Below are 896 nucleotides of genomic sequence, written 5' to 3'. Positions count from 1 at the left end.
GGCCTCGGCGCACGAGAACTCGCTGATGGCCGCCCCGCGCCTCGTGGACGAGGCCGCCCCGGTGGAGGCCCCGGCCGATGCTCCAGCCCCCGGTGACGCCCTGGCGCTGCCGCACACGCACGCCCGCCGGGTGGACCACGTGGCCCGCGCCCAGGGGCTGCGCGACCTGGGGGACCTCTCCGGCGCCGTGACGGAGCTGCGCCGCGCGCTGCACGACGACCCGGGCGCCACGGACGCCCTGGCGCAGCTCGCGCGCACGGCCCGGCTGGCCGGGGACACGAAGCTCGCCCTGGGCGCGTACGCCCGGCTGGGGCAGGCGGAGCCCCATGACGCGGGGGCGCTGGTGCAGCAGGCGCGGCTCCTGGTGTCGGAGGGCCGCTTCGCGGAGGCCGTCCCCGTGGGGGAAGAGGCGCTCCTGCGCGACCCGGAGGACCCGGAGGTGTACCAGGTGCTCGGCCGCGCCCACCTGGGCGCCAACGAGCTGGCCTCCGCCATCCTGCGCTTCCAGCAGGCGGTGCACCTGGACCCCGAGCACGGCCACGCGCTCAACAACCTGGGCTTCGCCTACCTGCGCGCCAACGACAACGCCCGCGCCGTGGAGGTCCTCACCCAGGCCGCCGGCCTCCTGCCCCACGTGGCCTACGTGCAGAACAACCTGGGCGTCGCCTGCGAGCGCCTGGGCCGGATGGAGGAGGCCCGCGCCGCCTACGCCGCCGCCACCCGGCTGTCGCCCCGCTACGTGCAGGCCCGCGTCAACGCGGAGCGGGTGGGCCGCGTGGCCCGGGCCGACCCGGCCAGCCCGGCCCTGCCGGAGCCGCTCCCGCCCGTCGCGCCGTAGGGCGGGCGGCCAGGAAACACCGCCCTTTGCCGGGGGCCGGGCCCGCATGGGTTCACCC

At 78.2% G+C, this 896-nt stretch carries 1 protein-coding gene; it reads left to right on the top strand.

Features of this window, described 5'->3' with window-relative positions; genetic code table 11:
- Window positions 1–838: tetratricopeptide repeat protein (locus tag D7W81_RS41345; RefSeq protein WP_120560759.1), on the top strand; the 838-nt coding region annotated here is incomplete at its 5' end.
- Window positions 839–896 lie beyond the last annotated feature (58 nt).

This window comes from Corallococcus aberystwythensis (genome assembly GCF_003612165.1).
GTDB classification, from domain to species: domain Bacteria; phylum Myxococcota; class Myxococcia; order Myxococcales; family Myxococcaceae; genus Corallococcus; species Corallococcus aberystwythensis.
This window is presented reverse-complemented; position numbering and strand designations above follow the sequence as displayed.